The organism is Streptomyces sp. NPDC050738 (genome assembly GCF_040654175.1).
In the GTDB taxonomy this organism is placed as follows: domain Bacteria; phylum Actinomycetota; class Actinomycetes; order Streptomycetales; family Streptomycetaceae; genus Streptomyces.
Genome location: NZ_JBFAHN010000022.1, coordinates 78,784 through 104,225, shown reverse-complemented (window position 1 = coordinate 104,225; position 25,442 = coordinate 78,784). Strand labels below are relative to the sequence as shown.

Below are 25,442 nucleotides of genomic sequence, written 5' to 3'. Positions count from 1 at the left end.
GTCGCCGTCCTTCCGGACGGCGACCCCGCTCGGTCGTTCAGCGGTTTCCCGCGAGGTGTCAGGCCTCGACGACGCCGGACTCGGCGACGACGATCTTCGACTTCGTGGAACCCGAGCGCGAGCCGAGCTTCTCGATCTGCTGGACCAGGTCCATGCCCTCGACGACCTCGCCGAACACGACGTGCTTGCCGTCGAGCCACGGCGTCACCACGGTGGTGATGAAGAACTGCGAGCCGTTGGTGTTCCGGCCGGCGTTGGCCATCGACAGCAGGCCCGGGCGGGTGTGCTTGTGGGTGAAGTTCTCGTCCGCGAACTTCTCGCCGTAGATGCTCTTGCCGCCCGTGCCGTCGCCGCGGGTGAAGTCGCCGCCCTGGAGCATGAACTCCGGGATGACACGGTGGAAGGGCGAACCGGCGTAGCCGAAGCCGTGCTCGCCGGTGGCGAGCTCACGGAAGTTCTGGGCGGTCTTGGGCACGACGTCGTCGTACAGCTTGAAGACGATCTGCCCGGCGGGCTGGTCGTCGATGCTGATGTTGAAGAAAACATTGCTCGTCATGAGAACCATCTTGCCGGACCCGGAGGCTCTCGTGCGCCACCGGGTCGGCTCGGGGCGCCTCGGTCGGCGTACATCTCCGGTTCCGGAAGCCGCGTTCGCCGCGGTACGAACAGCGCCAACTGTGCACGACGGGCCATTCCACCCCCCTGCTTGGCATGGACTTGGCAATTGCCTGTGCCGCGACAGTAGACCTCTCTACATCTCTCTGCAATATTCCAACAATTGAACGCAAGAACATGAACTCCGAGAGACTAGGGACACTCATGCCACACATCCGGCACAGATGGCGAGCCCTCACGGCCGCTCTCGCGACGACCCTGTTACTGCTAGGCCTCCCCGCGCTCGCCGCGGAAGCCGCCGGGGGCCCCGACCTCGCCGTGGGCAAGCCCACCAGAGCCAGCGAGGCGGGCGCCGGCTACGGCGCGGGGAACATCACCGACGGCAACCAGGCCACCTACTGGGAGAGTTCGTCGGGCAACTTCCCGCAGTGGGTGGAGACGGACCTCGGCTCCACCGCCAAGGTCGACCAGGTCGTGCTGAAGCTCCCCGTCGGCTGGGAGAGCCGCAACGAGACCCTCGCCGTACAGGGCAGCGCGGACGGCACCGGCTACAACACCCTCTCCGCCGCAGCCTCGTACACCTTCGGCCCCGGCAACAGCAACACGGTGACGGTGAACTTCCCGGCCGCCCAGACTCGTTTCGTACGGATCAACATCACCGCCAACACCGGATGGCCCAAGGCCCAGCTCTCCGAGCTGCAGGTGCACGCGGCGGACGCGTCGGGCACCTCGGGCAATCTGGCACTCGGCAAGACCCTGACCGCCAGCAGCTACACCGACGTGTATCCCGCCGGCAACGCCAACGACGGTAACCGCGCCAGCTACTGGGAGAGCAAGAACAACGCGCTCCCGCAGTGGATCCAGGCCGACCTCGGATCCTCGGTACGGGTCGACCAGGTCGTGCTGCGGCTGCCGTCGGGCTGGGGGGCCAGAACCCAGACGCTGAAGATCCAGGGCAGCACCAACAACACGGACTTCACGGACCTCACCGCATCCAAGGGGTACGCGTTCAACGCGGCCGGGGACCAGTCGGCGACGATCGCCTTCGACGCCACCATCACCCGCTACGTACGCGTACTGATCACCGCCAACACCGAACAGCCCGCAGGCCAGCTCTCGGAGCTCGAGGTCTACGGCCCGACGTCCGGCGACGTCACGCCGCCCTCCACCCCGCAGAACCTCGCCTACACCGAACCGGCCACCGGCCAGATCAAGCTCACCTGGTCCGCCTCGACCGACGCGGTCGGCGTGAGCGGCTACGACGTCTACGCCAACGGCGAGCTGCGCACCACCGTCGCGGGCAATGTCACGACGTACACCGACAGCCAGCCGGGCAGCGCCACGGTCGCGTACTACGTACGGGCCCACGACGCCGCGGGCAATCAGTCGGGCAACAGCAACACCGTCACCCGCAAGGGCGACACGGGGGACACGCAGGCACCCACCGCCCCGTCGAACCTCGCGTTCACCCAGCCGTCCGGCACGGACATCAAGCTGACCTGGGGGGCCTCCACCGACAATGTGAAGGTCACCGGCTACGACATCTACGCCAACGGCAGCCTGCGCACCTCCGTCGCCGGCGACGCCACGACCTACACCGACACCCAGCCGGCCGACACCACGGTCTCGTACTACGTACGGGCCAAGGACGCGGCGGGCAACACCTCCGTCAACAGCAACACTGTCACCCGCCCCGGCACGACGGGCCCCGGCTCCAACCTCGCCCAGTCCAAGCCGATCAGCGCCTCCTCCTCGGTCTTCACCTTTCTCGCCGAGAACGCCAACGACGGTCTGACGAGCACCTATTGGGAGGGTGCCGGCGGAAGCTACCCGAACACGCTGACCGTGAAGCTGGGCGCCAACGCCGATGTGAACTCGGTCGTACTGAAACTGAACCCGGACAGCGCCTGGTCCACCCGCACCCAGAACATCCAGGTCCTCGGCCGTGAGCAGTCCGCGACCGCGTTCACCAGCCTGGCGGCGGGCAAGGACTACACCTTCAACCCGGCGAGCCAGAACACCGTCACCATCCCGGTGAGCGGCCGGATCGCCGACGTACAGCTGAAGATCACCTCCAACACCGGTTCGTCCGCGGGCCAGATAGCGGAGTTCCAGGTGATGGGCGTACCGGCCCCCAACCCGGACCTGCAGGTCACCGGGATCACCTCGTCCCCGGCCGCGCCCGTGGAGTCCGACACGATCAGCCTCTCCGCGACCGTCACCAACAGCGGTCCCCAGGCGTCGGCGGCGACCACGCTCGACTTCAGCCTCGCCTCGACCAAGGCAGGCACCGCTCAGGTGCCCGCGCTCGCGGCGGGCGAGACGAAGACCGTCACGGCCTCCATCGGCGCACGCGACGCGGGCAGTTACCCGCTGAGCGCGGTCGTCGACCCGGCGAACACCGTCATCGAGCAGAACGAGGCGAACAACACCTACACCAGCGCCTCACCGCTCGTCGTCAAACCCGTCTCCAGTTCCGACCTCGTGGCGTCCCCCGTCAGCTGGTCGCCTAGTTCGGCGAGCGCGGGCGACACGGTGAAGTTCTCCGTGGCGATCAAGAACCAGGGCTCCGTGGCCTCGGCCGCCGGTGCGCACGCCGTCACCCTGACGGTGACCGACTCCAAGGGCGCCACGCTCACGACCCTGACGGGCGGCTCCAACGGAGCCATCGCGGCGGGCGCCACCGCCTCCCCGGTGGACCTCGGCACCTGGACAGCGGTCAACGGCACCTACCAGGTCAAGACCGTGATCGCGGCCGACGCCAATGAGCTCCCGGTCAAGCGCGACAACAACACCACGACGCAGTCGCTGTTCATCGGGCGCGGCGCGGACATGCCGTACGACACCTACGAGGCCGAGGACGGAGTCGTCGCGGGCGGCGCCAAGGTCATCGGCCCCAACCGCACCGTCGGCGACCTCGCGGGCGAGGCATCGGGCCGCAAGGCCGTCACGCTCGACAACACGGGCGAGTCCGTCGAGTTCACCACCAAGGCCAGCACGAACACCCTGGTCACCCGCTTCTCCATCCCCGACTCCGCGAGCGGCGGCGGCACCACGTCGACGCTGAACATCTACGTCGACGGCACGTTCCTCAAGGCCATCGACCTCACCTCGAAGTACGCCTGGCTGTACGGAGCCGAGACCGGCCCCGGCAACGACCCCGGCTCCGGCGCACCGCGCCACATCTACGACGAGGCGAACGTACTGCTCGGCAAGACGGTCCCCGCGGGCAGCAAGATCAAGCTGCAGAAGGACGCCGCCAACACCTCCAAGTACGCGATCGACTTCGTCGACACCGAGCAGGCCACGGCGATCGACAACCCCGACCCGGCCACCTACACCGTGCCGGCCGGATTTGCCCATCAGGACGTGCAGAACGCCCTGGACAAGGTCCGGATGGACACCACGGGCAAGCTGGTCGGCGTGTACCTGCCGGCCGGTGACTACGAGACGTCCAGCAAGTTCCAGGTCTACGGAAAGGCTGTGAAGGTCGTCGGGGCGGGCCCGTGGTTCACCCGCTTCCACGCCCCGTCCTCGCAGGACAACACCGACAACGGCTTCCGCGCCGAGGCGACGGCCAACGGTTCGACGTTCGCGAACTTCTCGTTCTTCGGCAACTACACCTCGCGCATCGACGGCCCCGGGAAGGTCTTCGACTTCTCCAACGTCGCCAACATCACGATCGACAACGTCTGGAACGAACACACCGTCTGCCTCTACTGGGGCGCGAACACCGACAGCATCACCATCAAGAACTCCCGCATCCGTGACACCTTCGCCGACGGCATCAACATGACGAACGGCAGCACGGACAACCATGTGACCAACAACGAGTCGCGTGCCACGGGCGACGACAGCTTCGCCCTGTTCTCGGCGATCGACGCCGGCGGCGCGGACGAGAAGAACAACGTCTTCGAGAACCTCACCTCACTCCTGACCTGGCGTGCCGCGGGAGTAGCCGTCTACGGCGGCTACAGCAACACCTTCCGCAACATCCGCATCGCGGACACCCTCGTCTACTCCGGGATCACGGTCAGTTCGCTGGACTTCGGTTACCCGATGAACGGCTTCGGCACCGAACCGACGACCCTGGAGAACATCACGATCGAACGCTCCGGCGGACACTTCTGGAACGGGCAGACCTTCCCGGGTATCTGGCTGTTCTCCGCCTCCAAGGTGTTCCAGGGAATCCGGATCAACGACGTGGACATCGTCGATCCGACGTACAGCGGAATCATGTTCCAGACCAACTACGTGGGAGGCCAGCCGCAGTTCCCCATCAAGGACACCATCCTCACCGACATCACGATCACCGGCGCCAAGAAGAGCGGCGACGCGTATGACGCCAAGTCGGGCTTCGGTCTGTGGGCCAACGAGCTGCCCGAGACGGGTCAGGGCCCGGCGGTCGGCGAGGTGACGTTCCACAACCTGAAGATGAGCGGCAACGCTCAGGACATCAAGAACACCACCTCCACCTTCAAGATCAACAACCTGCCGTAGCGGCGGGCGCACCGAAGAGCGGTGGCAGCCGGGGTACGACACCGGCTGCCACCGCTCCCCGCGACCGGGATGATGGCTGGCATGCACATCCGAATCGACGCCGTCGACCTGCCCGGACTGATCTGCACGGCCACCTCCGACGCAGACGCCCCCACGTACCGCAATGTGCACGTCGCCGTGCAGCGCCGCGACCGCCCCGCCGAACTCCTGGCACCGCATCCCGGCGACGCGACGTCCGCGACCTGGACTCTGGAGTGCACGACGACCACCTCGCCGGAAGGCACCGAGGTCAAGGGGCCTTACGTACAGGACCGCCTGGGCCGCCGTTTCATCTACCTGTCGTGGGGCACGGTCGACGCCTCAGGCGTCTTCACCATGTTCCGCCGCGCCAAGCTCATGATCGACTCCATCCCCGCGGAAACCCTCGCAGCCGCCGCCCGCGACGGCCTGCTGGTCGGGCGCCTCGGCCTCACCGACGGGAGCGGGAATCCCCTGTGCGCGCGGGTGGAGCCCCCGCGCATCGTCTGGACGGCCGAGCCCGCCGCATAGCGCCTCGAAAGGCGAGGATTCCCCCTCCGTACGACCATGGAGCGGTGGACACTACGCCGATGGCCTCAGAAAGCGGCGGCCTCGTGGCCCGGCCGCTCAGCCCGGACGACGCCCCTGCCTGGCTGAACCTGCGCCAGGCCGTGGAAAGCGTCGACCGCACCGGACACCACGTCGACGCGGCCGATCTCGCCCAGGAACTGGAGGATCCCAAGCTCGACCTCGGCCAGGACACGCTCACGCTCTGGGACGGCCCGCACATGGTGGCGTACGCCGTGGTGCACGCGCCCGACGGCGCCGTCGACGCGGCCCGGTTCGGCGGCGAAGGCGCGGTCCACCCCGACTGGCGGCGCCGCGGCGTCGGGGACCGTCTCGTCGCGTGGATGGACCCGCGCGCCCGGGCCCTGCACGCAGCGCGCTTCTCCCACCTGCCCGGCGAGCTGACGGTCACCGGGAAATCCGGTGACAAGGACCTGCTCGCGCTCACCGGGAACCTGGGCTTCGCACCCACCCGCTGGTGGTTCGAGATGACGCACCCCCTGCACAGCGACCGGCCGACGCCCGGTGTCGTCCCCGACGGACTGCGACTGGTCGCACTGGACGAGGCCTACGACGAGGCGACCCGGCTCGCGCACAACGACGCGTTCCGCGACCACTGGAACTTCACGGAGATGGACCGGACCGACTGGCAGACCGTAGTGACGGGGGCGCGCTCGCTGCGCCGGTCCATGTCCCGTCTGCTGCTCGACGGCGACATCGTCGCCGCGTATCTCATCGCTGAGGAGTACGTGGCCGAGACCGCGGCGGACGGCACCAGGGACTGCCATGTCGGATACCTCGCCACCCGCCGCTCGCACCGCGGCATCGGTGCGGCCCCCGCGCTGATGGCCGCCACGCTGGATGCGGCACTGGCCGAGGGGTACGACACCGCCTCGCTCACCGTCGACGCCGACAATCCGTCGGGCGCCCTGGGTCTGTACGAGCGCCTCGGCTTCACCGCGGACCGGGAGTTCGTCACGTACTCCCGGCCGATCACCGACGCCTGACGCCCCCGCCCGAGGTCCTCCGTCAGCTCTTGGGGCGGCGCCGCAGCAGCCACAGCGATGCGATCAGCGGAACCAGGAGCGCGCCGGCGATGGCGATGCCCGGCACCGGATTGTCCTTCTCCGCAGGCCGTTGAGCCGGCGGGCCGGCCGGCGCGACCGCAGGCGCGACTGCCGGTGCGACCGCACGCGCGGCCGCGGGACGGTGGGCGGCACCGGCGGCCGAGATACTCCTCGTCCTCGACCGGGGCAGGAAGCCGACCGGCTTCACATGGCCCACGGCGGAGAATCCCCAGTCGAGCAGCGCCCGCGACTCCTCGTACACGCTGCCCGCCTGAGGGTTCATCACGGAGACGATCAGCGTGTGCCGCTTCCGGTGCGCGGCGGTGACCAGGGTGTTCCCGGCATTCGTGGTGTAGCCGTTCTTCACCCCGATCAGCCCGGGGTAGGGCGCGACGTCCGGGGTGCCGGTCAGGAGGCGGTTCGTGTTCTGGATCTCGAACGGTGCTCCGGAGCGGCCGTGGCTGTCCATGCCGGCGGGGAACTTCGCCACCGCGGTGGAGCAGTATCGGGCGAAGGCCCGGTTGGTCAGTCCCGCACGGGCGAAGAGCACCAGGTCCTGGGCCGAGGAGACCTGGCCCTCGGCGTCGTAGCCGTCGGGCGAGACCACATGGGTGTCCCGTGCGCCCAGCCGCTTCGCGGTGGCCTGCATCTGCCGGGTGGTGTGCTGCCAGCCGCCGTTCATCGCGGCCAGGACGTGCACCGCGTCGTTGCCGGAGCGCAGGAAGACGCCGCGCCACAGATCGTCCGCGGCGTACCGCAGACCGGGGACCACGCCGACCTGGCTGCTGCCTTCCCCCATCCCGTACAGGTCGCTTTCCTTGACCAGGTGGACCTTGTGCGCGGAGAGGTGGGGGAGCACGGTCACCGCGAAGAGCGTCTTGAGCGTGCTGGCCGGCGGCAGTCTGCGGTGCGCGTCGTGCTCGGCGAGGATCTGTCCCGTGGACGCGTCGGCCACCATCCATGAGAGAGCTGACAGACCGCTCGGCGGGCGCATGACGGTCGGCGGTGAGTCGGCCCACGCGACGCCGGGCGCCGGCAGGGCCAGAGCAACCGTCAGCGCAGCTGCGATGGGGCAGATATGACGAAGTGTCGGCACATGTCGCATGACGTCACGCTAAGAGGCAACGCCCGCGCCTGCAGGTCTACGTATGCCAAACGGATCGCCGCCGCCCGCGCATGAGGATCCGTCAGTTCCGGACGGCCTTCGGCTCCGCGCGGTCGGCCACCGGCACATCGAGCGGACGGGCGAGCCCGACCACCCCCTCGTCGAGCCGCTGCAGATGGCGCAGCACACGGGAGGCGACCGTCCGGGTGGGCTGCATTCCGGCCCCGTCGGCCTTCAGCAGGGAGGCGATGCTCGCCCCGGACTCGATCTCGCCGGTCCTCTCGTCCTGGACGTACGACGAGAGGACGGCGAGATTGCGGGCGATCCGCAGACCGGCACGCTCCAGCCGGGGATCGGCCGCGACGTTCTTGCTGTACGGCACGAGCTCGGCGGTCGCCGCCAGGGACCGTGCGTGGTACGCACAGGTCTCCAGCAGCGCCACGAGATAGCGGGCCGTCTGCCTGCGTCCCCGCAGCGGGGTGATGGGATGCGTCAGCGGCTGGACCGAGGCGCGCAGGTCGTCCAGGGCCGTGTCCAAGTCCCGTGCCCTGCTCAGCAGATCGGACGCGGGACCGCCGCTGAGCTGTTCCACCGCGGCGGACACGACGTCGCCCAGCTTGTCCAGGACCGTGCCGAGCAGTTCGTCGGTACGCCGGTCGGTGTGCACCGGCAGGACCAGCACGGCCGCGATGATCCCGCAGGCCGCGCCGAGCGCCGTCTCCTCTATGCGCAGCACCAGGACAGAGACGCTGTAGGTGTTGAGCAGGGTGTAGAGCAGTCCCAGCATCGCGGTGACGAAGAACGACATCAGCGCATACGACAGCGGGGCGCTGAAGAACATGGCGAAGATGAAGAAGAGCACGAGAGCGAAGGCCAGCCAGGTGTGGTTGCCCACCGCCCCGGCCAGCAGCACACCGGCGAACACACCCAGCACCGTCCCGACCAGCCGGCGATAGCCCTTGACGAGGATCTCGCCCGTCGACGAGGTGTTGAGGAAGACCACCCAGCAGGTCAGGACCGCCCAGTACCAGCGTTGCGAGGAGAGGAACTCCCCGCCGATGATGGCCAGGACCGAGCCGGCCGCGACCTGGAAGGCGGCCCGGGTGGTGGGGCGGTCCAGCCCCGCGGGGTCCGCCTCGTCGTCCGTATCGGCCGTGGCGAGTGCGATGTCCTCGGCGTCGAACTCCTCGCGCGAACGGGTCGTGGCCGGCGAGTCGTTGGACTCGTCCTGCGGTCCGTCGAGGGCGAGCCGCAGACCCAGCACCGCGCGGGCCGCCTCGCCGATTCCGCGGAAGACGTCCTGCACGGGCTCGGAGGCGCGCGGCAGCTTCTCCTCGTCGCGGTAGCCGAGGAGCCGGTTGCGTACGTGCGCCACCGCCGTGCGGTCGTCCGTCCCGGTCCTCGTGACCAGCAGGTGCAGTGCGTTCAGCTCTCTGCGCAGGGTCGCGGTCGCGGGGTCCTCCGCCGGGATCAGGTTTCCCGTGGACGGCAGGGGAGCGTGCGGCAGATGGAGCGTCAGGGTGTTGGCGCCCTCGGCGCTGCGGGCGTTCAGCAGCAGCATGCCCAGGCGTTCGGTGGCGATCTCCGCATCCGCGACGCGGCGCTGCAGCAGGGCGCCGGTGGCCTCGTCGGGGGTGCCCTCCTCCAGCCGGCCCTGGATCATCAGCGCCGCCTCGTGCAGCCTGGCGGTACCCCGACGCAGCTCGTCGAGCACCTTCTCCAACTGCTGCCCAGGAGTGTCCAGAAGGGCGATCTGGCTGGTGAGGAGCTGCGCGAGCCGCGCCCGGAAAGCGTCACGCAGGCGCGTCAGAATGCGCTGCGGCGTCTCCGGCACGACGGCGAACCGTACGACCGCGCTGCACGCGAACGCGACGGCGAGCGCCAGATACAGCCGGGGCAGCCCCGACGTCGTGGCGTGCACGAACAGCGAGACGAAATAGATCTGGAAGCCGATCAGCCCCAGGGCCGTACCGCGTTCGCCGAACCGGCGGCTGTAGACGGCGCCGAAGATGAGCACGACGAAGAAGGCGTCCCCCAGCACCACCCTGGAGTTGAGGAGCGCTCCGAGGGAGATCGCCGTCAGAGCGACCGGCAGGCCCAGCGCGAGCGTCACCGCCTGCCCCCGGACCTGCTTCTCCTTGATCGCGAAGGTGGAGACCATCGCGGCCATCGCGCCCGTCACCAAGTGTGTGACGTCCGTGCCCAGGAGGGCCAGGACGAGGAGCGTCAGCGCGATCGACGCCACCGTCCGCAGCCCCGCCATCAGCCGCAGGAGTCCCGGGTCGGACGCTGCGAACCGATCCCAGACGCCGGGTCCGCCGTGCCGTGCAACTGCCCTCACGCTGCCGTACTCTCCTGCCGCCCGTCATGATCCGGATCGACTCAGCATGGCACGGCCGGCAACCGGCAGGGGAGTACGGGGGCGTCGCGACAGGGCGGATCACATGGGAAGCGAGCGCAGGTGAACCGCCCCCTGAGGCCACTGCGCGCCGTCGTGCAGCGGCGTCCACATCGTGCGCAGCGGCATCACCACGGGCCCGGCAGGCTGTTCGACGCGTACGTCCACGTCGAGAGCGTGCCAGCCGAGTCGTTCGTAGAGGGACACAAGCGGAGGGCGGCAGAAGAGAATCCCGTACGAAGGCCCCAATGTCCGAGCGTGCTCGATCGCGGCCTCCACGACCCGGCGCGCGAGTCCGCGACCGCGTACATCGGGGGCGACGGCCACCCCGCCCATGCCCACCACGGGAATATCGACGCCATCGATCGTCAACGGCAGCCGCAGCAGCCCGGCATGGGCGACGAGACGGCTCTCCAGGCGGATCCCGAAATGGTCCTCCTTGGGCAGCCACGTCATTCCGGCTTCCGCGACACCGAAAGGATCGGCGCCGGCGCCCAGGATTTCACTCTGATCGGCCGCCGTGTACTCGGCGAGCCGCACCGCGACCGGCAAGGGGGAAGAGAGGTGATCAGTCATTGCAACAGGATCACCCCCCGGTCCGGACCGCCGGACAGGGGGTCAGCCCGCGATGTGCAGAGCGGTCATCGCACTGCTCACCACGGAGTGGACCGAAGCAGAGGCCGAGGTGTCGGCGAGGAAGAAACCGAAGGCCGCGCAGATGAGGACGTGGGAGATTTTCACGCCCCCCTTGCGGCCCAGAAACCAGATACCGCAGCCGAGTATCAGCAACAGCGGAAGGTGCAGGGGCATGGTCGCCTCGATCCCCTTGAAGGGTGTGCTGGCGGCGGTGTCGTACGCCGGCCCGTCAGGGACGGAGAGCGGCACCGCCGACAACAATAGGCCCGCCCGTCACTCCACGCGCGCTGAAGAGTCACGCACAGCTACCGCTGCGGCTCTGCTCCAGCCGCACCGGGCCTGCCAGGGGGTTGAACACCCGCACCGTGCTTCGTACGGTCATCGGGTGACGCCCGAAGGATCAACTTCCGCGCTCCACGAGGGAGGGCGCACGGGGCTGTGGCCGGCGTTCGACACGCATCTGCGCGCGGGCCTGGAAGCCCTGGAGCACCACCACGGCGTGCTCGTCGACGGAGTATGGGGCAGCGGGCGCACCACTCTCCTTCGCGCGCTGGCGCACACGCTCGCAGGGCAGGGTGCGTCGGTCATCCGGCTGTCGCCCGGCCCGGGGGACGAGCGACGAGCCATGAGCGGACTGGCCCACATGCTGGCCACCCTGCCGCGGAACCTGCCGGCGTCCCTGCACCCGGCGCAGCAGTCGGTGCTGCACCACGTCATGCAAGGGGACCTGGCACCGGCATTCCCGCACGACGTCCTGGCCGTACGGCTGGCCACCACCGCGCTGCTGGCCTCCGACGACGACACCCGGTGGCTGCTCGCCGTGGACGACGCGCAGTGGCTGGACGCCGCGAGCGCCGACGTCGTCCAGCATCTCGCGGGCGCGCTCGCGCCGGGCCGGTTCCGTACTGCCGTCACCGTACGGACAGCCCACCAACCGGCGTCCGGCCACCGGGCCATGACCGAACACGCGCCGCGGATCGGCATCGGCATGCTCACCCTGGAGGAAACGGTCCACTATCTGGAGAGCATGGGAGAGCGGGCCGCCACCGCCGTGCCCGTACACCGCGACAGCGGTGGACATCCCCTGCTCGTCCAGGCGTTGGCCGCCCCGCCGACACCTGATGCGCCGGGCCGTACGGCACGGGAACTCGCCGCTTCCTGGCTCGCCACCGTGGACGAGGAGGTACGGGAGACCCTGGCGCTACTCGCGCTCGCGCACGACCCCACCCGACTCCAGGTGCGCCGAACGTGGCCGGACCGCACCGACGCGCACCTGGCGGCGGCTCTGGAGGCAGGGATCCTCAAGCCGCTCGCCGGCGACCGCATCGTCTTCGCCGCCCGGGCGCTCCAGTCCGAAGCGGCCGGCAGCGGAACAGCTTTCCGCATCGCTGCCGCACACCGGGCACTCGCCGGGACCACCCCCGACCCTGTCCGCGCCGCTCGCCACCAACTCCTCGGCGAGGACCGGCCTTCACCGGACGTACTCGACCGGGCCGACGAGGCGGCCGCGCAGGCGCGGGCCGGGGGTGACCGGGCCCTGGCCGCCGACATCCTGCTCGCAGCGGCGGCTCGCACCTCGAACGGCCAACGCCCCACCCGGTTGCGCCGCCTGGTCGCCGCAGCCGAGGACGCGGGCGCGGCGGGCCGCGCCGATCTGGCCCTGCGGGCGGCCGACGCACTGTCCGCGACCCGTGCCGGGGCGGCCGAGGCTGTCGCGCTCCTGGCCGTTGTCGACGCCAGCGGACAGGAACTGGCCGACCTGGACCAACTCCTGCTGCGCGCCCGTCGGCTCGCCCGGGGCGATGCCGCACTGCTCGCGGCCGTCGACATGCGCAGCGCCATCCGCCACAACCTCGGCGGCCGCCCGGGCGAGGCACGTCAGGCGGCCCTGAGCGCGGTCCGGGAGGCGTCCACCGCACGACTGCCCGCCTTGAAGGCCGCAGCGCTGACGATGCAGGCGCGCATCGAGCGGATCACCGCGCACCCCGGCGCGGGACGTACGCTCCAACTCGCCCTCGCCGTACCCCAGTCGGGCCTCCCGCTGCCCTTGCGCGACACCCCGCAGTACCTGGCCGTCCGGCACGCGCTGTTCGACGACCGCCTCGACGAAGCGCGCACGGCTCTGACAGGCCTGCTTCCCCTGGCCGAGGCGTCCGGCTCGGCCGAGGACCTTCAAGAGATACTGCGCAGCCTGGCGGAGCTGGAGATACGCAGCGGAAACTGCGCCCGCGCCCTGCAGTGGAGCGAGCGCGCCCTCTCCGTGGGCCGCGCCGCGGGCCTGTCGCTCGGCCCTGCCTGGTACACGTGCGCGATGACGGCGATGGCCGGCAGCTCCTTCGACGAAGCCGCTCGCTTCGCACGCCTGGGCGTGCTGGTCTCCCGTGAAGCGCGGGACCTGGTCTTCACCTCGCGCAATCTGCTGGCCCTGGGCACCGTCGAACTGGTCACGGGCGAGCCCGGCCGGGCGGCGGCGAACCTCGGCAAGGTGGCGGACCTCGAACAGCTGCAGCACGTACGCGATGTGACGATGCTGCGCTGGCAGCCCGAGCGCGTGGAGGCGCTTGCGGCCACCGGCCAACAGGAGCCGGCCGCGCACCTGCTGAACGCACTGCGCCGCACCGCCTCCGCCCAGGCCCTGGCGACCGGATGGGGTGCGGGCCTGGACCGGTCCGAGGCCGTCCTTCTCGCGCACCTGAACAGGAGACAGGAGGCGGTCGTACTCCTTGAACGCGCGGGAGAGCACTTCCATGAACTCGGGCTGCGCCTCGAAGAGGGTCGCACCCATCTGACGCGCGGGCGCATCGAGCGCGGCCGTCGCAGAGGTGCGGCGGCGCGCAGTGCCGGGGAACGGGCGATGACCCTGTTCGAGGACGCGGGTGCCCGTCCCTGGACCGCCCTGGTCCACACGTTTCTGTACGCCGCCGAGGAGATCGGCGCCCCGCAGGGCGGGCCTGCCGCGCTCACGGTCACGGAACGCAGAGTCGCGGACGTGGTCATCTCCGGCGCCTCCAACAAGGAAGCCGCGCAACGCCTCTTCCTGTCGGTCAAGACCGTCGAGGCCACCCTCAGCCGCGTCTACCGCAAACTCGACGTGCGCTCCAGGAGCCAGTTGGCCGCGGTGCTCCGTCCCGCCTGAGCCGGTTCTGCACCCCTTCAACCGCTGATCCGTCCCACGCCGGCGGCCGGTAGGGTAGGAATCTTCGGGCAGCCCGCTTCCCGGAGTCCCAAAGGCGACTGCCGATGAATCCCCGCTCCGCGACTGCTCGTTCCGACTCCGCGATACATCACGTGTGGCGGCTTCCCGCTGTCGACTCCGTGCGGGGGTATCGAGCTCTGTGGTGGAGCGTCGGCCCCGCCGGGGAGCTCGCGGTACTGCTGGTCCACCGGCGTTACCTGGACCGCCAGCGTTATCCCAGGGGGTGGGTCGGGCCGCGGCCGGGCATCCCTTTCACCGGTGAGTGGCCGCACGTTCCGAAACGGTGCCGAGGACCTCTGGACGGACAACGCTGTGGTGTTCTCCGCATCGGGCGTACCGGAAGCCGAGTTCTGTATCGGCGACGACATCCCTGCATTGATCACCGACGTCGACGGAAACATCTGGACCGCTTACGGAGATGAAGGGATCTACGGCGGCCACCCCGAGTCGGCAGCGGGTATCGCGGGCTGGAACACCCGGGGTGAACCGATCTGGACGCCCGAGGGGCGGCTGCCCGACCACCCGCTGCACGGCTGTACCGCCGCGACCGAGAACGACCGGACCTGGTTCGCCTGGTCCTCGGGCGGCAGCGGAGGCGCCACCTTCCTGACCCGGATCACCCCCTCCACCGGCGATGTGACCAGCTACCCCAGTCCCGTCCCCGGACCGGACGGACTCGCGGTCCGCGACAACCGGGCCGTCCTCACCCGCCGGCACCACAACCAGCGGTCCGTCGAGCTCATACGTGCCGAACTCACCGGCACCACCTGGGCGGTGACGAGCCGACGCCGCCTCCGGGTGCCCGGCCGCGTCGTCCTGCGCTGCGGCCAAGGACGCGACGGCTCCCTCTGGCTCCGTACAGGCGACACATGGCTGCGCGTACAGGCCTGATCCGCGTCAACAGCCCAGCCGGCCCCGCTTCTCCGCAACCGCATCGTCGAGCACGGCTTCGACGGCCGATGGGGGAGGACGCCGTCCTGCGGCTGCCTCCCCCATCGCCCCCGTCATGCCGCCCGGGGCGTCAGCTGAACACGCTCCAGGAGAGGGAAATCGAGGTGCTCTTGCCGGCACCGTCGGTCACGGTGATGCGGCTGTTGGCCAGACCCCAGGTGGTGGGAGTGCCGGCGATCACGCCCGTGGTCCGGTCGACGGACAGTCCGGCGGGCAGCCCTGTGGCGGTGAATGTACGGGCGCCGGTTCCGCCGGTCGCCTTCAGCGCCAGGGTGAAGGGGCGACCGGTGTAGACGGTCTGCCCGCCGGGGTTGGCCAGGGACAGCGTTCCGCCGCCGCTGTCACCGACGGTCCAGGCGAAGGTGGTGGAGCCGGTCTTGCCGGCGGCGTCGGTGGCCGTGACGGTCACCGAGTTGGCGCCCCCGGTGGTGGTCGTGCCGCTGACGGTGCCCGAGGCGCTGTCGATGGTGAGCCCCGAAGGCAGGCCTGTCGCACTCCACTTGTAGGGGGCCGTGCCGCCTTGGGCGCTGTTGGCGAGCGTGACCTTCTGGCCCACGGTGCTGCTCTGCGCGGCGACGGCGGTGACCGTCACCTCACCCGGCTGCGGGGAGCTCGTCGCCAGACTCAGACCCCACTTCTGGAGCGCTTCGCCGACGGGCTGGAAGATGGTGTTGGTCTCGCCGCTCTGTCCGCAGACGACACTGCCGCCCCCGGAGTGGACGCCCACCGCTTTGCCGCCGGTCGCGGAGACGTAGGAGCCGCCCGAATCCCCGCCGGACGAACAGGTGTTGGTCCACGAGAGTCCGTCGATGACCACATTGCCGTAGTCGACGCTCTGGTCGACCTTGGTGATCTCACCGCAGTGCCAGCCGCTGGTCTGGCCGGAACGGCAGACCGTCTGGCCGACGAGACCGTCCGCCGAGCCGGTCACGGTCACATCGCCGCTGCCGTAGCCGGAGACCCTGGGAGCCACGTTCCAGCCGGCCTGGTCGACGGAGACGAGCCCGAAGTCGCCCTCACGGGCGTTGATGCTGTGCGTACCACCCTGGTTGGAGGTGCCCAGGCGGGTTCCGTCCTTCCCGTACGCGGGCTGGTTCACGTCATTGGTGCAGTGCCCGGCGGTGAGGAAACCCTTCGCCCCGCCTGCCGCGTTGACCGAGAAGCCCACGGAGCAGGGGCTCTCGCTGCCCGGTGTCCACTTCTCGCCGCCGACCACATCGCCCTGCTGCTGCACCGGCGCGTCGGACGTGCTCGTGATGGTCACACGGTCGCCCAACTCGCGGATGCGGCGTATGAATTCGTCGGTGGCTCCGGTGCGCCGCGCCTGGTCGATGACCACTTCCACGCGGCTCGTACGCGCCTGGACGCCCCAGCCGACCACCCCCGGCACGGTGTGCGCCTGCACGCCCACGGTCCGGGCGACCGCCTCGAGATCGGATCTGCTGTACGGCACCCGGTGGGCTTCGGCGCCCGCCTTCTCGGCCGCGCGGGCGTCGGCCGCGGTGGTCACCGCGGCGTTGAGCTTTCCGCTGCCGGCGTCGAACCACATGCTGGTGACGCGGTGGCCGAGGGACCCGTCCAGCGCGGCGGCGACCCGCGTCGCCCGGTCTTCGAGCGCGAGCCTGGCCTGCGCCTGCTTGTGGGTCAGGTGCATGTCAATCTGCATGGCGGCGACGAGCGGGGCAGGCCCAGGGGAGGAGCCATCGCTCTGTGAGGCACCGGCAACGGACGTGGCGGGCCCGCCGAGCACCAGCGCTGCGGCAGCACCTGCGGCCAACGGGCGCCAGCGCATCCAGGGGAGCCGGGAGCCGACTGTACGGATCATGGGGAGGAGACCCTTTCGCGGGGGTGCGCCGGAGAAGCACCGGCGTGCCCGACAGAGTGGCCCTCACCCGTCATGCACGGCATCGGGGAAAACCCTTGTTCCGTGAGCGCCTACGGGGACGCACACAGCGAGACCAACCTCTGTTCCTGCAAGGAAAGGCGCGGCGCGGCCGTGCCGTCGCCCTCCGTCGATCTGCGCTGCTCGGCCTTCTTGCAGGCCGACGCCTGCGCGCCGAGCAGCTCGATCTTCGACTGTGCCTCGCCGAGGCCGTCCGAGGCGATGGTCGCCCTGACCTGCTTCTGCTGGTACGGCGGCAGGTACTTGAGCTCGATCTCGGGGTGGTCCCTCCGCACCTTCGAGAGCGAGATCCCGAGGGGTTTCTGCTTCACACCCCCGTACAGGGCGACATGCGCACCGCTGGCTCCGACGTAGTACTGCGTCTGGGTCCACCGGTAGCCGCCGTACAAGCCGCCGGCGACCACGAAGGCCAGCACGGCGGCGACCACCACCGCCACGGCGGGCCTCGGGCGGCGGCGTCCGCCGGCGGTCGCGGGCGGTAGTGGCACGGGGGCCGTGGTGGCCGGCCCGGCGGCAGGAGCGGGTTGCACGGTGCTCGGCTCCGGTGCGAACCGGGGCATCGGCGGAGGGGATACGGGCACGAGCAGGCCCAGGGCCCGGGGGATCGTCGGGCGGTCGCCCGGCTCCTTGCTCAGCAATTCGGCGATCAGGGGCGCGAGCCGGCCCGCGTGGCGCACCGGAGGGGCGGGCTCGTGCACCACGGCGTACTGCGAACCTGCCTGCGTCGCCCGGCGGAAGGGGGAGACGCCTTCCACGGCCTCGTACAACGTCGTTCCCAGGGAGAACAGATCGCTCGACGCGTCGCCCTTCCCGCCACGTGCCCGCTCCGGTGCCAGATACGACGGCGACCCGATGACGACCCCCGCACCTGTCAGTCCCGCATCGGCCTCGTTGACCGCGATCCCGAAGTCGGTGAGCAGGATTCTGTGGTCCTCGGTCACCATCACATTGGCCGGTTTGACGTCGCGGTGCACGATGCCTTCCCGGTGGGCGGCCTGAAGTGCCCGCAGGAGCGCGTCGGCGACCTCCGCGGTGGCGTCCACGGACAGCCTGCCGTGCTTGCGCAGATGTTCCTGCAGCGTGACTCCGGTGACGAGCTGCATCACGATCCACGGCATCCCGTCGACGGTGAGGACGTCATGGACGGTGACGATGTTCGGGTGGTCGCGCAGCCGCGCCGCGTTGCGGGCCTCCCGTAAGGCGCGCTCCAGCCGGTCGGAGCGGTCGGCGGACGACATCACCGGTGGCAGAAACAGCTCCTTGATGGCGACCTGGGTGTCGAGCTGTTCGTCGTGCGCCCTCCAGACGCGTCCCATGCCGCCGGTCCCCAGCGTGCGGACGAGGCGGTAGCGGCCTCCGATGAGCTGCCCGTGCTGCGCTTCCTGCGCCATGGCGCCCCCGCCCAACGTCTGGTGCCACCTCAAGTAGCAAGCAGAATAGTCGGGTTGCCGGCATTCATGTGCGTACGATGCGTGCTTCCCAGCGCCCCGGGCCCAGCTCCACGGTGAACGAGACGTGCTGCCCCTCGGAGAGGGTTTTCGTGGACCCTTCGATGTCCTCGCGTCTCACATACAGCGCGTCCTCGCGCTCGAAGGGGACGATGAATCCGTAGCCCTCTTCACGGTTGAAGTACTCCACGACGCCTTCGCATCGCTCGCTCATGGTTCAGCTCCTTGCCACGTTCCTGAGGGACGTGTGACCGGCCGGGTGGCGTGCATGGGTCAAACCACCTTTTCGTGTCGACCGGGAGCACGCATCTGGACGTGGCTGCGCGGGCGTGCGCACGGAGCTACGGGCGCGGCCAGGGCCGGCCGCCGAGCCGTTCGATGTCGGTGTTGAAGCGCCTCAGGTAGGAGGCGAAGCCGGCGATGTCCTCGTCCGACCAGTGGGCCATGACGTCCTCCAGGGAGCGGACGAGGCCCTCGCGCTCCTCGTCGAGCATCCGCGCACCCTCGCCGGTGATCCGGAACTTCCGTGCCATGCCGCCTTCCGGGTCGGGGATGCGCTCCACGAGCCCGGCGCGCATGGCCGCCGCGGTCTGCCGGTTGAGGGTGGAGGCGTCCAGGCCGAAAGCGTCGCTGAGTTCGCCGATCGACATCGGCCCCTGGACGCGTACGCGGCTCAGCAGGATGTAGGCGCTGCGGTCCATCAGGCCGTCCTTGCGGCGCCCGCCCTTGTTCTGCAGCAGGCCGTGGCGGCTGAGGAGCATCTGTTCGTACTCGACCTCATGCGTGGGCCTGATCATGCGCCTGCCGTCTCCTGCCGTCCGTTCGGTCCTTCGCCCTGCATCGCTCCGGCCTGGCCTGATCCTCTCACAAGGTTGTGTAACGGACATGTGATGTGCGCTATGCACACGACATGTACGATGCATGAGCTTGTTCCGACGAACACCCGAGGAGTCCCGGATGGGAACCCCCCAGCTATCAGCCAGTTCAGGACGCATAGTCGCGGTGCTGGCATTCGCCGGCACCACGGCGGCGATCATGCAGACCCTGGTCACCCCGCTCATCGCGGAGCTGCCACAGCTCCTGAACACCTCGTCCTCGAACGCGGCGTGGGTGATCACCGCGACGCTGCTGGTGTCGGCCGTCTGCGTGCCCGTCTCCGGACGGCTCGGCGACATGCTCGGCAAGCGCCGCATGCTTCTGGTGTGCGCCGTCCCGCTGGTGGCCGGTTCTGTGGTGTGTGCGCTCTCCTCCTCGGTCGTCCCCATGATCGTCGGGCGCGGCCTGCAGGGGATGGGCATGGGGATGGTTCCCCTGGGCATCGCCCTGCTGCGCGACGTGGTCCCGGCGGAGAAGCTCAGCTCTTCCATCGCACTGGTCAGCGCCTCCATGGGCATCGGGGGCGCGCTCGGCCTGCCGATCGCCGCGGCGGTCGCCCAGTACGCGAGCTGGCGGGTGCTGTTCTGGGGCTCGGCGGGTCTGGCGGTGGTGGTCGCGCTGCTGATCTGGTTCGTGGTCCCCGACGTGCCGGCCGGTGCCAAGGGGCAGCGCTTCGACCTGCTCGGGGCGCTCGGCCTCGGCGCGGGTCTGGTCTGTCTGCTGCTCGCGGTCTCCAAGGGCGCCGACTGGGGCTGGGGTTCGGCCACCACGCTCGGTCTCTTCGCCGCCGCGGTCCTGGTGCTGGCCGCCTGGGGCGTGTGGGAACTGCGGACCCGTGACCCCCTGGTGGACCTGCGCACCACCGCCCGCCCCCGCGTACTGATGACCAACCTCGCCTCGGTCTTCGTCGGCTTCGGTATGTACGCCAGCATGCTGATCACGCCTCAGCTGCTGCAGTTCCCCGCCGCGACCGGCTACGGCCTGGGCCAGTCGATGCTCGCGGCCGGCCTCTGGATGGCGCCCGGCGGGCTCATGATGATGATCATCTCCCCGCTCGGCGGGAAGCTCACCGACGCCCGCGGCCCGAAGTTCACCCTGATCGCAGGCGTCCTCGTCATCGCGGGCGGCTACGGCCTGTCGCTGGGGCTGATGGGTTCGGCGTGGGGCCTGATGCTGGTCACCATGGTGATCAGCGGCGGTGTCGGGCTGGCCTACGGCGCGATGCCCGCACTCATCATGAGCGCGGTCCCGATCTCGGAGACCGCCGCGGCCAACGGCTTCAACACCCTGATGCGTGCGCTCGGTACGTCGATCGGCGCCGCGGTGATCGGGGTGGTCCTCTCCCATATGAACACCACCGTCGGCGGATTCAGCTTCACCTCCGAGAAGGGCTTCCGAACGGGACTGATGATCGGCTGCGGCGTCGCCCTGGTCGCCGCGGCGATCGCGGCCGGCATTCCGGCCGTGCGCCGCGCCGCGGCCGCCGGCGAGAAGGGGGACACCAGCCCCGCCCCCGAGCAGGCCACGGTCGAGGCCTGACCGCCTGCGCGGGTACGGAGCCGTCGCCGCCGGGCGACGGCTCCGTCTGCGCACCGGAGGTCCGGTGCGTCAGCTGTAGACACCGAACTGATAGAGCGAATAGCCCCATGCGGTGCCGCGTGCTGTGAGGTTCAGCCGTACATACCGTCCCGTGGCGTTGACGGCGAGCGAGTCGACGTCACCGTTGCCGGTCGTGGTGGTGTAGGCGGAGCGCCAGGTGGTTCCGTCGTCCGAGACCTGCACTTCGTACGACTTGGCGTAGGCCGGATCCCAGACCAGTTGGAGCTGTCTGATCGGCTTGGAGGAGCCGAGGTCGACCTGGATCCACTGCGGGTCGCTCCAGTCGCTGGCCCAGCGGGTGGAGCCGCTGCCGTCCGTGGCCATCGCCGGAGTGCACGGGCAGCCGCCCGTGGGATCCGTCTGGTACGAGGACGCGGTGGTCGGGCGGCCGAGCGCGAGATCGGTGCCCGACACGGGAGGTGCGACGACCTTCACCGACTTCGTCTCGATGCCGGCGTTGCCGTGTCCGTCCTCCGACTGGATGTAGACCTTCCAGACGCCCAGCTTCTCCGGTGCGGTCACCGCGAAGGTGCCGTTGCCGGTGGAGCGGTAGGTGGCGGGAACCAGTGCCTTGTCGCCGGTGGCGTAGTTGCCGCTGAGGAAGATCTTGTTGGTGATCGTGTCGTTGTTGGGGTCGCTGATGTTCGCCTGGACCGTGAACTCCTTGCCGGCCGGGGCCGAAGTGGCGGGCGAGACCGTCATGTTGGAGATCACCGGCGGGGTGTTGTCGCCGGCGTTCGAGCCCGTGTAGGCCTTCTTCACCGCGTAGTACGACAGCCGGCGCACGTTGCCGGAGACGAGGTTGAACCAGACGCCGCCGAAGTCGTGCTCGGTGCCGTAGTGGAAGAGCGTCCCGCCCAGTGCGACACCGGCATGAGCGGTGATGCAGTTCCACGCCTTGGTGTAGCCGGCGGCCTTCTGGACGTCGGTCGGCTCGTCGGGGATGCCGTTGACGTCGTTGGGCACCTCCCACTCACCGGGAGGACCGGTCTCGGTGATGATGTACGGCTTGGTGTAGCCGCCCGCCTTCCAGTCGTTCTGGACGTCGCAGACCTTGTTGTAGGAGTTCATCGAGTACAGGTCGAGGTCCGGGGCGTTGCGCTTGTAGTACGGCCAGGCGCCCGTCCAGGCGTCGGTCGAGGTGACCGGGTGGTCGGGGTCGATCGAGTGGATCTTCTTCGCGACGTCGTTGACGAAGGAGGTGTAGGCGTTGCGCTGGTTCTCCAGCTCGGTTCCGCTGTAGCAGTTCTGGAGGCCGAGGACCGACTCGTTGCCGACGTTCCACATCAGCGTCGCGGTGTGGCTCTTGTAGGCGTCGACCCACTTGGCGAACTCGGTCAGCGAGTTGTTCTTGTACGTGGTGTCCGTGACGTAGTTGACGCAGCCGCCGCTGCCGGGGCCGCCGCCGGGCTGCAGCCAGAAGCCGTTGATGACCTTGATGCCGTTGGCGGCCGCCGTGTCGAGCAGGGGCTTGGTGGAACCGTCGGTGCCCCAGGTGCGGATGGTGTTGGCGCCCATCGACTTCACGTCAGGCATGTAGTTCGGGGCGTCGTAGACCGAGGGACCCCAGGTGAGGCCCTTGACGGTGTACGGCTGTCCGCCCACCTTGAGCTGCCAGTTGCCCTGGGTGCCGGTGACGGCGACCGCGCCGGTGGGCGGGGGAGTGGTGCCGCCGGCGGAGCCGTAGACCTGGAACTCCCAGAGGGAGTAGCCGTATCCGCCGGGGCGGGCGGTCCCGTACATCCGCACATAGCGTCCGGAGCCGGAGAGGGCGAGGTCGTCGGTGCCGCCGTCGCCGTTGGTCACGGTGGTCAGCGTGCGCCAGTCCGTGCCGTTGTCGGAGGCCTGGATCTGGTAGCCCTTGCCGTAGGCGCCCTCCCAAGTGAGCACGGTACGGCTGAGATTGAAGCTCTGGCCGAGGTCGATCTGGATCCACTGCGGGTCCGACCAGGCGCTGGCCCAGCGGGTGCCGGTGAGATTGCCGTCGACGGCGGCCGACGCCGCGTAGCCCGCGCCTTCCGTCGAGGAGGCGGTGGCGGGCCTGCCCTGGGAGATCAGCGCGTCGGCCGCTGCCGCGCGGGGAGCGGCCATGAACGTGAGCATCGATGCCAGCAGGGCGCCGAGGGCGAGCATCAGAGGGACGGTCCGTGGACGTGCGGAAAGCAGTGCGGGTGGTCTGTACACAAGGACTCCTGGCGGAGAAGCGGGGGAGAGGCACCCTCGCGCCGAGCGGCGGGAGAGCGCTCTCCCCCGTGGGGAGACGAAGGTGTTCCGTGGATGTGCGGAAGGGCGTGGTGCGCCGTCAGCGGCGGGCGGTCAGGGGAAAGAGACCACGTTCGACGGGGTCGTCCCGGTGCCCGAGGTGGGCGCACCGGTGTTGTTGATGACGTGCGCGTACTGTCCGTTGCCGCCGAGCGAGACCACGAGCAGGTCGTGGAACTTCACCCCGGCCTTGACCGGCGCCTCGAAGCCGTGGTCCTGGATGATGCCGGGGGCCACGTTGTAGTAGCAGTAACTGCCAAGGCCCCAGCCCTCATGGGTGGTGACCGAGTCGGCGACCTTGTAGGCGGCGAAGCCACGGGTGCCGCCGTTCTGGACGGCCGCCTGGTTCGGGGCGTCGTACGACTTCTCGTTCTGGAAGAAGATCGTGCGGCCGCGCTCACCGTTCCACTGGACGTCGTACTTGTTGAAGTGCTCGACGAACAGGCCGGTGGCCAGGACGTCGTTGCCGTTCACGGTGAGTCCGTAGTCCGCGCGGTTGGTGTCCCAGCCGACGCCGGTGCCGTGGTCGGCGCGCCACAGCCAGGTGTGGTCGATGATCGTGTTGTTGCTGTTGATCTCCATGCTCGTGGTGGCCTTGCCCGCGCCCGCGCCGCCGATGCGGACGAAGACGTCCTGCACGGTGGTCGGGTTGTCGGCGTGGCTTGCGGACGAACCCGCGGGGCCGACCTGGAGCAGGGTGGTGGAGTTGACCGGGCCGGCGTCGATGAGGAAACCGGCCAGCTTCACACCGTCGACGTCGGCGACCTTCATGGCCGTCACGCCATTGTCCGGGACGATCGTCGCGAGGCCGAGGCCCAGGACGACGGTGTTGGCGCGGTTCACATTGATCGTCTGGTCGACGTGGTAGACACCGGGCGTGAAGAGCAGGTTGAGGCCCTGGGCCAGTGCGGCGTTGATGGTGGCCGCGGTGGCGCCCGCCTTGACGACGTAGAACTGGCTCAGCGGGATCGACGTGCCCTGCGGTGTGCCGCCCCACGAGACGCCGCGCGCGTTCGTGCGCTTGGCGGGGACGAACACCTTGTAGTCGTTGCCGTCCAGGTACAGGAACGGCTTCTCGCGGGAGACCGGGGTGGAGTCGAGTGTCGTGTAAGGCGGGTTCGGGAAGGCCTGGGCGGGTGCGCCCTGGACGCCGGAGAACACCTGGTTCCAGACGCCGTTGGAGAAGCCGCCGATCGAGCTGTCGCGGGTGTACCACTGCTGCTGCGAGTAGTTGCCGACGTAGCCGTCGATCTTGCTGTCGGCGATGTAGCCGCCGCTCGCCCAGCCGTATCCGTCGGGCGCCAGGTTCAGTCCGCCCTTGACGTGCATACGGCGGAAGGGGGCGGCCTGGGAGACGGCCCAGCGGTCGGTCCCGCTGACCGGGTTGAGCGCCAGGTTCTCGGCGGAGCGCCAGAAGTTCTGGGTGGCGTTGCCGTTGAACCAGCCCGCGTCGACGGTCACATCACCGTTGAAGGTCGTGTCGTCGGGGTTGAGGCCGAGACCGGCGATGGAGGTGTAGAAGCCGATCTGGGCATTGATGTTGTTGTACGTGCCCGGCTTGAAGAGCAGCGCCTTGCGGGCTGTGCCGAACTGGGCCGACTCCTGCTGGTGGAAGACGTCGTCCACGGTGGCCTGGATGTTGGGCGTCGAGGGATCGAAGACCAGGACGTTCGGGCCGAGGTCGCCGCCGCCGGGAATGGTCGGTCCGCCGCCGTCGCCGGCGGTGCCGTACACCTGGAACTCCCACAGGGAGTACCCGTATCCGGTCGCGCGCGCCGTGCCGTACATGCGGACGTAGCGGGCGGAGCCCGAGACGTTCAGGGTCTCGGTGCCGCCGGCGCCTGTGGTCGTCGAGTACGCGGTGGTCCAGGAGGTGCCGTTGGCGGAGAACTCGATGCGGTAGGCCTTCGCGTAGGCGGCCTCCCAGCGGAGCACGATCTGGCTCACGTCGGCAGAGGCGCCGAGGTCGATCTGGATCCACTGCGGGTCGGAGAAGGCGCTGGCCCAGCGGGTGCCCGTGAGGTTGCCGTCGACGGCCGCGGAGGCGGGGTAGCCCGCGCCCTCCAGGGACGAGGCGGTGGCGGTCTTGCCCTGGGAGAGGAGGGCGGGAGCCGCCGCGTGCGACGCGGCGGCGGGGACGAAGAGCAGGAGTGCGGCGACCAGTGCGGTGACCATGGCGCCGGCGATGCCCCGGCGCGGGGTGGGGGAGGGTCTGTGGCGTCCGTGGGGCGAGGGCGCGAGCTGTGCGGGAGCGGGGCGCATGGGCCTGTTCTCCTCAGTTGGGGGAGGAACATACCTGGA

Annotated in this window: 17 protein-coding genes; 6 read left to right on the top strand and 11 right to left on the bottom strand. The window is 69.6% G+C overall.

Annotation, left to right across the window (positions count from 1 at the left end):
• Positions 1 to 58: 58 nt before the first annotated feature.
• Positions 59 to 556 (bottom strand): peptidylprolyl isomerase, encoded by a 498-nt coding sequence (locus tag AB0H78_RS35890; protein WP_363239015.1) that lies wholly within the window; start codon positions 554 to 556, stop codon positions 59 to 61.
• 263 nt (positions 557 to 819) lie between these two features.
• On the opposite strand from AB0H78_RS35890, the gene AB0H78_RS35885 reads away from it, so the two are divergent.
• From AB0H78_RS35885 to AB0H78_RS35875, 3 genes are all read left to right on the top strand, one after another.
• Positions 820 to 5,115 (top strand): discoidin domain-containing protein, encoded by a 4,296-nt coding sequence (locus AB0H78_RS35885; protein ID WP_363239014.1) that lies wholly within the window; start codon positions 820 to 822, stop codon positions 5,113 to 5,115.
• Between the two features lie 81 nt (positions 5,116 to 5,196).
• Positions 5,197 to 5,664: a DUF5990 family protein gene (locus AB0H78_RS35880; protein ID WP_363239013.1), complete on the top strand. Its 468-nt coding sequence runs from the start codon at positions 5,197 to 5,199 to the stop codon at positions 5,662 to 5,664.
• A 59-nt stretch (positions 5,665 to 5,723) separates the two neighbouring features.
• Positions 5,724 to 6,707, top strand: a complete 984-nt coding sequence (locus AB0H78_RS35875) for a GNAT family N-acetyltransferase (RefSeq protein WP_363239012.1) — start codon at positions 5,724 to 5,726, stop codon at positions 6,705 to 6,707.
• 22 nt (positions 6,708 to 6,729) lie between these two features.
• On the opposite strand, the gene AB0H78_RS35870 is transcribed toward AB0H78_RS35875, so the two are convergent.
• The 4 genes from AB0H78_RS35870 to AB0H78_RS35855 all read right to left on the bottom strand — a co-directional run bounded on the left by AB0H78_RS35870 (position 6,730) and on the right by AB0H78_RS35855 (position 11,155).
• A complete protein-coding gene (locus AB0H78_RS35870) occupies positions 6,730 to 7,872 on the bottom strand; it encodes a serine hydrolase (RefSeq protein ID WP_363239011.1) in 1,143 nt (380 codons plus the stop codon).
• Positions 7,873 to 7,954: 82 nt separating this feature from the next.
• A complete protein-coding gene (locus AB0H78_RS35865; RefSeq protein WP_363239021.1) occupies positions 7,955 to 10,135 on the bottom strand; it encodes an FUSC family protein in 2,181 nt (726 codons plus the stop codon).
• Between the two features lie 177 nt (positions 10,136 to 10,312).
• Entirely contained in the window at positions 10,313 to 10,846 is a 534-nt protein-coding gene (locus AB0H78_RS35860; RefSeq protein ID WP_363239010.1) for a GNAT family N-acetyltransferase, read from the bottom strand.
• 42 nt (positions 10,847 to 10,888) lie between these two features.
• Positions 10,889 to 11,155 (bottom strand): hypothetical protein, encoded by a 267-nt coding sequence (locus tag AB0H78_RS35855; RefSeq protein ID WP_363239009.1) that lies wholly within the window; start codon positions 11,153 to 11,155, stop codon positions 10,889 to 10,891.
• A 136-nt stretch (positions 11,156 to 11,291) separates the two neighbouring features.
• On the opposite strand from AB0H78_RS35855, the gene AB0H78_RS35850 reads away from it, so the two are divergent.
• Positions 11,292 to 14,042 (top strand): LuxR family transcriptional regulator, encoded by a 2,751-nt coding sequence (locus AB0H78_RS35850; RefSeq protein WP_363239008.1) that lies wholly within the window; start codon positions 11,292 to 11,294, stop codon positions 14,040 to 14,042.
• 318 nt (positions 14,043 to 14,360) lie between these two features.
• Entirely contained in the window at positions 14,361 to 14,993 is a 633-nt protein-coding gene (locus AB0H78_RS35845; RefSeq protein ID WP_363239007.1) for a hypothetical protein, read from the top strand.
• A 130-nt stretch (positions 14,994 to 15,123) separates the two neighbouring features.
• Here AB0H78_RS35845 and AB0H78_RS35840 read toward each other — a convergent pair whose 3' ends face one another.
• The 4 genes from AB0H78_RS35840 to AB0H78_RS35825 all read right to left on the bottom strand — a co-directional run bounded on the left by AB0H78_RS35840 (position 15,124) and on the right by AB0H78_RS35825 (position 19,201).
• Positions 15,124 to 16,878 (bottom strand): putative Ig domain-containing protein, encoded by a 1,755-nt coding sequence (locus AB0H78_RS35840; protein WP_363239006.1) that lies wholly within the window; start codon positions 16,876 to 16,878, stop codon positions 15,124 to 15,126.
• 110 nt (positions 16,879 to 16,988) lie between these two features.
• The gene (locus AB0H78_RS35835; protein WP_363239005.1) at positions 16,989 to 18,347 is read right to left on the bottom strand and encodes a serine/threonine-protein kinase; all 1,359 of its coding nucleotides are present in this window, start codon (positions 18,345 to 18,347) and stop codon (positions 16,989 to 16,991) included.
• Between the two features lie 64 nt (positions 18,348 to 18,411).
• A complete protein-coding gene (locus AB0H78_RS35830) occupies positions 18,412 to 18,618 on the bottom strand; it encodes a cold shock domain-containing protein (RefSeq protein WP_363239004.1) in 207 nt (68 codons plus the stop codon).
• Between the two features lie 127 nt (positions 18,619 to 18,745).
• Positions 18,746 to 19,201, bottom strand: coding sequence for a MarR family transcriptional regulator (locus AB0H78_RS35825; protein WP_363239003.1), 456 nt, complete (start codon positions 19,199 to 19,201; stop codon positions 18,746 to 18,748).
• 160 nt (positions 19,202 to 19,361) lie between these two features.
• Here AB0H78_RS35825 and AB0H78_RS35820 point away from each other — a divergent pair, with 160 nt between their 5' ends.
• Positions 19,362 to 20,819 carry an MFS transporter gene (locus tag AB0H78_RS35820; protein WP_363239002.1) on the top strand — a complete coding sequence of 486 codons (1,458 nt, stop codon included), beginning with the start codon at positions 19,362 to 19,364 and terminating at the stop codon, positions 20,817 to 20,819.
• 69 nt (positions 20,820 to 20,888) lie between these two features.
• On the opposite strand, the gene AB0H78_RS35815 is transcribed toward AB0H78_RS35820, so the two are convergent.
• Positions 20,889 to 23,012: a discoidin domain-containing protein gene (locus AB0H78_RS35815; protein WP_363239001.1), complete on the bottom strand. Its 2,124-nt coding sequence runs from the start codon at positions 23,010 to 23,012 to the stop codon at positions 20,889 to 20,891.
• Positions 23,013 to 23,195: 183 nt separating this feature from the next.
• A complete protein-coding gene (locus AB0H78_RS35810; RefSeq protein WP_363239020.1) occupies positions 23,196 to 25,316 on the bottom strand; it encodes a discoidin domain-containing protein in 2,121 nt (706 codons plus the stop codon).
• Between the last annotated feature and the right edge of the window lie 126 nt (positions 25,317 to 25,442).

Coding starts and splice junctions, on each gene's coding strand:
- AB0H78_RS35865 (WP_363239021.1), bottom strand. CDS start 10,135: ATGGCGGGGCTGCGGACGGTGGCGTCGATCGCGCTGACGCTCCTCGTC.
- AB0H78_RS35815 (WP_363239001.1), bottom strand. CDS start 23,012: ATGCTCGCCCTCGGCGCCCTGCTGGCATCGATGCTCACGTTCATGGCC.
- AB0H78_RS35840 (WP_363239006.1), bottom strand. CDS start 16,878: ATGATCCGTACAGTCGGCTCCCGGCTCCCCTGGATGCGCTGGCGCCCG.
- AB0H78_RS35830 (WP_363239004.1), bottom strand. CDS start 18,618: ATGAGCGAGCGATGCGAAGGCGTCGTGGAGTACTTCAACCGTGAAGAG.
- AB0H78_RS35890 (WP_363239015.1), bottom strand. CDS start 556: ATGACGAGCAATGTTTTCTTCAACATCAGCATCGACGACCAGCCCGCC.
- AB0H78_RS35870 (WP_363239011.1), bottom strand. CDS start 7,872: ATGCGACATGTGCCGACACTTCGTCATATCTGCCCCATCGCAGCTGCG.
- AB0H78_RS35880 (WP_363239013.1), top strand. CDS start 5,197: ATGCACATCCGAATCGACGCCGTCGACCTGCCCGGACTGATCTGCACG.
- AB0H78_RS35860 (WP_363239010.1), bottom strand. CDS start 10,846: ATGACTGATCACCTCTCTTCCCCCTTGCCGGTCGCGGTGCGGCTCGCC.
- AB0H78_RS35810 (WP_363239020.1), bottom strand. CDS start 25,316: ATGGTCACCGCACTGGTCGCCGCACTCCTGCTCTTCGTCCCCGCCGCC.
- AB0H78_RS35885 (WP_363239014.1), top strand. CDS start 820: ATGCCACACATCCGGCACAGATGGCGAGCCCTCACGGCCGCTCTCGCG.
- AB0H78_RS35835 (WP_363239005.1), bottom strand. CDS start 18,347: ATGGCGCAGGAAGCGCAGCACGGGCAGCTCATCGGAGGCCGCTACCGC.
- AB0H78_RS35825 (WP_363239003.1), bottom strand. CDS start 19,201: ATGATCAGGCCCACGCATGAGGTCGAGTACGAACAGATGCTCCTCAGC.
- AB0H78_RS35820 (WP_363239002.1), top strand. CDS start 19,362: ATGGGAACCCCCCAGCTATCAGCCAGTTCAGGACGCATAGTCGCGGTG.
- AB0H78_RS35875 (WP_363239012.1), top strand. CDS start 5,724: ATGGCCTCAGAAAGCGGCGGCCTCGTGGCCCGGCCGCTCAGCCCGGAC.